General features: G+C 36.0%; 1 pseudogene. It reads right to left on the bottom strand.

Annotation, left to right across the window (positions count from 1 at the left end):
* Positions 1 to 613, bottom strand: a pseudogene (locus tag BCT81_RS05255) (citrate lyase ligase); the annotation flags it as partial.
* Between the last annotated feature and the right edge of the window lie 18 nt (positions 614 to 631).

The raw sequence follows: 631 nt of genomic DNA, 5'->3' as shown, positions 1-631 counted from the left end.
AATTCATCCCTAGTACGCCATGATTTTCAACTCTAACATTATCGGTTACTTTATTAATGTTTTTCTGAACTTGACTGACAATCGTATTTTTGTCGCTCATACCATACGAAAAAGTTGTTGATGCTCCGAAGAAAAGCACTCGGCGATCTGATGTTTCTGGTTGACCTATGGTTGCTCTAAACCCATTTTTTACTGATATAACTGAACTATCATGATCAGATAAAGATACTTTGGTCGCTCTTACAATAGGCAGCACATCACTAAACAACTCATCAAATTTGTTCTGCTCATCTTTGCTATAGAGCGATTTGATATAAGTCGGTGGACTATTCCTGCGACTCCAATTTCTTCGCTGCTTTAGATAGAGCTTTGTGTTGTTAATAAGGTCCCTTTCCTCTTTAGACAACTTAGTTAAATGTTCTCCTCCACTTTTAACATCAATGAGAACTGAAGATGCTCCTTTGGTCGCAATGTACGATTTGATAAAGGCCACTTTATCAGAGTCGTTCACACTTGAGTTTAATATATCCAAACTCTTTACAAGATCAGTACTTTCACTTGTGGAATCTAATGAAACTTCAAGCTCTTTTGATTTTCCTGAGTCACCATTCATTAAATATAAATTCAATAA

Origin of the sequence: Vibrio sp. 10N.261.52.A1, from assembly GCF_002876325.1 — a bacterium.
Taxonomy (GTDB): domain Bacteria; phylum Pseudomonadota; class Gammaproteobacteria; order Enterobacterales; family Vibrionaceae; genus Vibrio; species Vibrio chagasii.
The sequence above is the reverse complement of the archived record's forward strand: the minus strand, read 5'-3'. Positions and strand labels throughout refer to the sequence as shown.